The organism is Alteromonas sp. IB21 (assembly GCF_016405965.1).
Lineage (GTDB): Bacteria > Pseudomonadota > Gammaproteobacteria > Enterobacterales > Alteromonadaceae > Alteromonas.
This window is the reverse complement of the sequence record NZ_JAEFCD010000046.1, coordinates 1-5,192: the sequence shown is the minus strand read 5'-3', so window position 1 is coordinate 5,192 and position 5,192 is coordinate 1. Positions and strand designations below refer to the sequence as shown.

Below are 5,192 nucleotides of genomic sequence, written 5' to 3'. Positions count from 1 at the left end.
AAAAAGTGATCGGATAAAACCGAAACGACCGATCGGATTCACCGAAATACGCAGTATTGTAGCCTACGTATTTTTGCCCGTTATGCGGGCGTTAGGCGTCATTTACTTACAGCATTAAAAAGTAGTCTCAGCAGTGACATTACAGCATCAAGGCTGTTTCGCTAGGTTGTATTTACGGCTTACTTTTTCGGTAATTTAAACGGCTTTAGCAACGGGCTTTTCATCGACTCAGCAACGCCACCACTCTGCATTTCCAGTTGTTTAAACTCGCTCTTTTTTCCAGCATTACCGTTACCATCTAGCTTTTCGCACAGGGTTGTTTTATCTTAAATTCAATAATTTAAACACGCGGCCTAATTGGCTAGTGGTGGCAGCAAAGCTGCGTACGTTCTGTTGTACGCCTAACAAAACGCTGTTGGCACTCCCTTCGGTCGCTGGGACGCTAACACGTGGGCTGGCTCACTTCGTTCGGATTTTAGCCCACGTGCTAGCGCCCCAAAGCTTAGCGTTATGTGCCAAAAGGAATTTGAATGCACAAGAATAATCAACTAATAATCGCTGGCAGTTTAAGTATCCTGGCTGCATTACTTCATATTGGTTGTATTTTCGGCGGCCCTGATTGGTATCTCTTTTTTGGTGCTGGTCAACGTATGGCTCAACTCGCAGCTCAGGGCGACCCGTACCCAACAATTATAACTTTAGTAATTGCTTCAATTCTTACTGGCTGGGGCTTATATGCATTTTCTGGTGCAGGTATCATCATCAAGTTGCCACTACTAAAAACCTGTTTAACTTTAATTACTGCCATCTATTTGTTACGTGGTATCGCAGGCTTAGTTGGTCCCTTTCTAACTTCAGACCCTGTGGTACACCAAAATTCAATAACCTTTTGGTTAGTCAGCTCAATTATTTGCTGTATTTATGGTACGTTTTATTTATTGGGCACAATAAAGTTATGGCGGCAGTAGAGAGTGTGCTGGCACATAACAAAAAAATTAAGTACGCCCGCTGCGCGGGCTGGGACGCATACATGCGGGGCGGCTTCGCCATTATGCCCCACATGCCTGCGCCCCTTATTTAAAAGTTAGAAGGCGTCAGCCTAAACTACATTTGGCTTCATAAAAATATCAGTTCAACGTACCTAACCTGCTGTTTCAAAAATCGCTCTGGCTTTTAGTGGTTTTAACTTCGCCGCATTAACTTCAAAGGTTGCGCAATAGGCGCTTTATCGCCAAGTTCTTAATTCAATTTAGCAAGCGCCATTGCACTTGGTAGCTCAAATGGCAGCTTGCTTCAGTCAAATCACCTGCATCACTGCACTGTTGTTTTACTTGTTTGTGTTAATAATCAATCGTATGCTGACTTTATTAGTTTTTAAAAAGGCCAAGGGAACAGGCTCTGCTTCTAACAAAGCGCTTAAGTCACTCCCTTCGGTCGTTCGGACGCAATTACGCGGGGCGGCTTCGCCATTATGCCCCACGCAACTGCGCCGCTTAGCTTAAAGTTATATGCTTGTGGTAGCTTGAAAAATGGAAGTATTTAATAGCAGAAAATGGATGTATTGTGGTGCTGTCCTTGTAATACCTACAGCTGCTCTTTTTAAATCACTTATAGAGTGGGCCGTTCCGCTATATTTAGTAGCAATTTTGTTAGTTTTTCTCGACCCTTATTTTAAGGAATTACGGTCTCAACAGGCTTCAGCTAATAGATACATAATTGTTATTTTGTCTTCTGGTCTTTTTGCTGGGATTATTTCAAATGTATTTCCACAAGCACATGCATGGCTTGTATCTGGTTGGTTTTTATTTTTTGTACTGTATGGTTGGCCTATAGCAACAAGGATAGATCGTAATAATGGCTCTTAAAAACAGCGCATATAACAACCCAATCAACACACTCACTACGTTCGCTGGGACGCATACATGCGGGGCGGCTTCGCCATTATGCCCCACATGCCTGCGCCCGTTATTGGAAAGTTATAAGTCTTCTAAAAATTAGGAATCAAAAATGAATTCAAAGATTACAAGATATGCTTTCCTGGCTGGTTCAGCCTATTTCGTATGTATGGCTATTGCGCATTTCTTTGGTATTAAGCTGCCAATACTATTCGTGTACTACGATACACCGTTCTACGCATACCAAGATAAAATTATCTCGTTTGCCGTATGTGCATATGTTGGCTTGTTTTATTCAGCGTCAAAACATCGTGACGTCGCATTGACGGCTATTGTTGTGTTGGCGCTAACAGTCATCGGCTTAGGCGCGGTAAATGTTTCTTCTGCTTTAAGCTCCGTTTTGTCAGCAGGGCAACCCACTATGCCTTATTGGCTGCAAACAGTTGCAATAGCAGTTTACGTAGCGGTATTGTTAGTCCTATATGTTAAAGATGGCAAAAACTCATAACAAAGCAATCAAAAATCGCCCACAAAAAAGCGTGGGCTGGACTCGCTACCGCTCGCCTTTTATTGCGGCGTTAGTTGCCTACAGGAAATTTTTGCTTTTGGTGTAAAACTCGAAGAATGTGAATAATGTCGTCTTTTATGAAATATGAAACAATCATTGAAACCTCTGGAATTATTAACAGTCTTCCCGGTATATCCTCTCTCTCCACTCCCATAAAAGGTTGCTGGTTCAAGTTTTCAACTTTCTTCTCAATTATTGCATCAGTTTTTTCTGCTGCTAATGGGTTAAATTCGTATAAAAACTCGAAAATAGCCTCACGATCGTCCAACGAACTTTTTTCCCATAAGATCATTTTTTGGCTTTATTCCTAATTTTCATTTTTCGAGCTTCCATGTCCAAGTTCGCTTCTTCATGACTGACAAACTTGCTTTGCCCACTCTCTAATTTACTGAACGCAGCATTAACCTCTTCAGTTAGCCACTGATCATGAGTAATTATTTTTCGTTGCTGTTCAGCGAGTTCTTCCGTAAGCTCTCTACAAGCGTCACTTAAAGTGCGTCCTTGGCTTTCGGCCATTATCTGAGCTAGCCGTTTAGTTTCTTCATCTACTCTAAACTGAATACGGGTATCCATGGTAAACTCCTTATGAAATGTACACACAAATGTTAGCACACCTATTGAATTTACGGCAACTAACAAACGCATTAACTCAGTCGCTGGCGCTCCTTGGGACAAAAACACGTAGGCTCCTTGCGCTTCGCTTAGTATTGTAGCCTACGTATTTTTTCCCGTTATGCGGGTGTTATAAGGCGTCAACCTAAACTTCGTTTGGCTTTATAAAAATCCCAGTACAACTGCCCTCACCTTTTCTAATTAGCATCGCTCTGGCTTGTGGTAGGTTTAAATCCGCCGCAGTTTATTCAAAGGTGGTGTAATAGGCGCTTTATCGCCAACTTCTTTTTTTGAGTCAGCGAGCGCCATTACACTCGATAGCTCAGATGGCGGCTAGCTTCCGTCAAATCAAAAACATTTGTGTACAGTCGTTTTGCTTGTTTGTGTTAACAATCAATCGTATGCTGGCTTAATCAGTTTTTAAACAGACCAAAGGAACTGGCTCTGCTTCTAACAAAGCGCTAAAGACCACTCCCTTCGGTCGCTGGGACGCTAACATGTGGGCTAACTCACTTCGTTCGGATTTTGGCCCACATGCTAGCGCCCCTTAGCTTAAAGTTATGTGCCAAGGATGAAACTATGAAATACGTTATTTTTTTATTGTCCTTTATATCTACTGGATTGCTGGCTAATCCTAGTCCAGCAGATGTTTTTAGCATGGAAACTACTGCTTGTTTTGGCACATGCCCAGCTTACAGAGTTAACGTCTTCTCTGATGGAGTAATTGTTTATAGCGGGGAGGCTCATACTGAACTAGAGGGGACATATCGACTTCCCGATAATCCTGAACTTTTTCAAAGAATTCTGCGTCTTCTCGATGAGAACAGCTTTTATAAATTCCGCGATGACTATGGATGGGCCGGTGAAGGAGAAGAAAGCCCTTGTAGCGAAGAATGGACCGACCATCCAAGCACAGTGTTATCTTTACAATTTGCAGGCAATATAAAAACAGTGCATCACTATCATGGTTGCAAAGGTTTTGATCGGGAGCAAGAACTAGAAGCTCTAGAGAAAACTCTTTTTGAACTCATTGGTCTCAGTGGCTATGTTGGCACATAACAAAAAAATCAAGTCACTCACTACGTTCGCTGGGACGCATACATGCGGGGCGGCTTCGCCATTATGCCCCACATGCTTGCGCCCCTTATTTAAAAGTTATATGCAAGGAGGTAAGTTTTGAATTTAAAGGATTTTATTGAAAGTACACTCGTAGAAATATCTGACGGTATCGAGGCTGCAAACGAGCGACTAAACAAACACGATAAAGGGTTGTTTGCAAAATATGTGATGGGGAATTCAAGCGATAGCACTGATCAGAGTAAAATCGTGTTTGATGTTGCTGTAACTTCTTCAAAACAAGGTAAAACTAAAGTAAAAGGCAAATTCAATATCTTTGTTGTCGACGCAGACATTGGTGGGGAGGCAGCTATTTCAAACCAAAACGTATCTAGGGTAAAGTTTGAAATATCCACTAACCAATCTGTTGGCTATGTTGTTAATAAATAGAATTGCATATAACAAACAAATTAAGTTCGCCCGCTGCGCGGGCTGGGACGCAAACACGGTCGCTGCTTCGCATTATAGCGCCCATGTTTGCGCCCCTTATTTGGGAGTTATACGCCGTTGAGAGGATGAAGATATGATTAGCAAGTTCTCTAAAAATATTGCCTCCGAAGTGCAATCGGAAATTGCTTTAGCAAATGAATTGGAAACTGAAGGAAAGCTTTCAGAATCCTTTCATCATTTGGAAAATGCACACGTGCTAGGTCAAGAATCAACTTGGTGGCATGTCAAAGTTCATGTTCTCATGTTGCTTTGGGCCATTCGTCAAAGAGATACGAAAGAATGTATGGGGCAAATTGTTCGTATTTTTGGCGCAGCAACTAAAACTGCAATCGGTTTGGTTCCTGCTGGTAATACTGGTGGCTCAAATATCAGTCCTTTTAAAAAGCTACCTATTTCACCAAAGCATCAGGCTGCTATTTTCAAAGCCAAAGGTAGCGTATAACAAACCGCTGTAGACGCAAGCGGAGCTTGCTGGGACAAAAACACGTGGGCTGTCCTCGCTTCGCTTATGTGGACTCCCCCTTTGTCAACAACATTATTAGCCAATTAAA

General features: G+C 42.2%; 8 protein-coding genes. 6 read left to right on the top strand and 2 right to left on the bottom strand.

What is annotated here, in order from left to right; translation table 11 throughout:
- Window positions 1-530 precede the first annotated feature (530 nt).
- From JC525_RS19510 to JC525_RS19500, 3 genes are all read left to right on the top strand, one after another.
- The gene (locus tag JC525_RS19510; RefSeq protein ID WP_198817795.1) at window positions 531-968 is read left to right on the top strand and encodes a hypothetical protein; all 438 of its coding nucleotides are present in this window, start codon (window positions 531-533) and stop codon (window positions 966-968) included.
- A gap of 561 nt (window positions 969-1,529) precedes the next feature.
- Window positions 1,530-1,865 carry a hypothetical protein gene (locus tag JC525_RS19505; RefSeq protein WP_198817793.1) on the top strand — a complete coding sequence of 112 codons (336 nt, stop codon included), beginning with the start codon at window positions 1,530-1,532 and terminating at the stop codon, window positions 1,863-1,865.
- 142 nt (window positions 1,866-2,007) lie between these two features.
- Window positions 2,008-2,403: a hypothetical protein gene (locus JC525_RS19500; RefSeq protein ID WP_198817792.1), complete on the top strand. Its 396-nt coding sequence runs from the start codon at window positions 2,008-2,010 to the stop codon at window positions 2,401-2,403.
- Between the two features lie 70 nt (window positions 2,404-2,473).
- On the opposite strand, the gene JC525_RS19495 is transcribed toward JC525_RS19500, so the two are convergent.
- Both JC525_RS19495 and JC525_RS19490 read right to left on the bottom strand, forming a co-directional pair.
- The gene (locus JC525_RS19495; RefSeq protein ID WP_020743723.1) at window positions 2,474-2,755 is read right to left on the bottom strand and encodes a type II toxin-antitoxin system RelE/ParE family toxin; all 282 of its coding nucleotides are present in this window, start codon (window positions 2,753-2,755) and stop codon (window positions 2,474-2,476) included.
- Window positions 2,752-3,036: a type II toxin-antitoxin system RelB/DinJ family antitoxin gene (locus JC525_RS19490; RefSeq protein WP_013783738.1), complete on the bottom strand. Its 285-nt coding sequence runs from the start codon at window positions 3,034-3,036 to the stop codon at window positions 2,752-2,754. Before JC525_RS19490 ends, JC525_RS19495 begins: the two co-directional genes overlap by 4 nt.
- 618 nt (window positions 3,037-3,654) lie before the next feature.
- Here JC525_RS19490 and JC525_RS19485 point away from each other — a divergent pair.
- From JC525_RS19485 to JC525_RS19475, 3 genes are all read left to right on the top strand, one after another.
- Entirely contained in the window at window positions 3,655-4,134 is a 480-nt protein-coding gene (locus JC525_RS19485) for a DUF6438 domain-containing protein (RefSeq protein WP_198817790.1), read from the top strand.
- 117 nt (window positions 4,135-4,251) lie between these two features.
- Window positions 4,252-4,581 (top strand): hypothetical protein, encoded by a 330-nt coding sequence (locus JC525_RS19480; protein ID WP_198817788.1) that lies wholly within the window; start codon window positions 4,252-4,254, stop codon window positions 4,579-4,581.
- 133 nt (window positions 4,582-4,714) lie between these two features.
- The gene (locus tag JC525_RS19475; protein ID WP_020745308.1) at window positions 4,715-5,083 is read left to right on the top strand and encodes a DUF3703 domain-containing protein; all 369 of its coding nucleotides are present in this window, start codon (window positions 4,715-4,717) and stop codon (window positions 5,081-5,083) included.
- Window positions 5,084-5,192: the final 109 nt, after the last annotated feature.

What these genes read in the sequence shown, in the direction of transcription:
- JC525_RS19510 (WP_198817795.1), top strand. Translation starts at nt 531, where the DNA reads ATGCACAAGAATAATCAACTAATAATCGCTGGCAGTTTAAGTATCCTG.
- JC525_RS19505 (WP_198817793.1), top strand. Translation starts at nt 1,530, where the DNA reads ATGGAAGTATTTAATAGCAGAAAATGGATGTATTGTGGTGCTGTCCTT.
- JC525_RS19500 (WP_198817792.1), top strand. Translation starts at nt 2,008, where the DNA reads ATGAATTCAAAGATTACAAGATATGCTTTCCTGGCTGGTTCAGCCTAT.
- JC525_RS19495 (WP_020743723.1), bottom strand. Translation starts at nt 2,755, where the DNA reads ATGATCTTATGGGAAAAAAGTTCGTTGGACGATCGTGAGGCTATTTTC.
- JC525_RS19490 (WP_013783738.1), bottom strand. Translation starts at nt 3,036, where the DNA reads ATGGATACCCGTATTCAGTTTAGAGTAGATGAAGAAACTAAACGGCTA.
- JC525_RS19485 (WP_198817790.1), top strand. Translation starts at nt 3,655, where the DNA reads ATGAAATACGTTATTTTTTTATTGTCCTTTATATCTACTGGATTGCTG.
- JC525_RS19475 (WP_020745308.1), top strand. Translation starts at nt 4,715, where the DNA reads ATGATTAGCAAGTTCTCTAAAAATATTGCCTCCGAAGTGCAATCGGAA.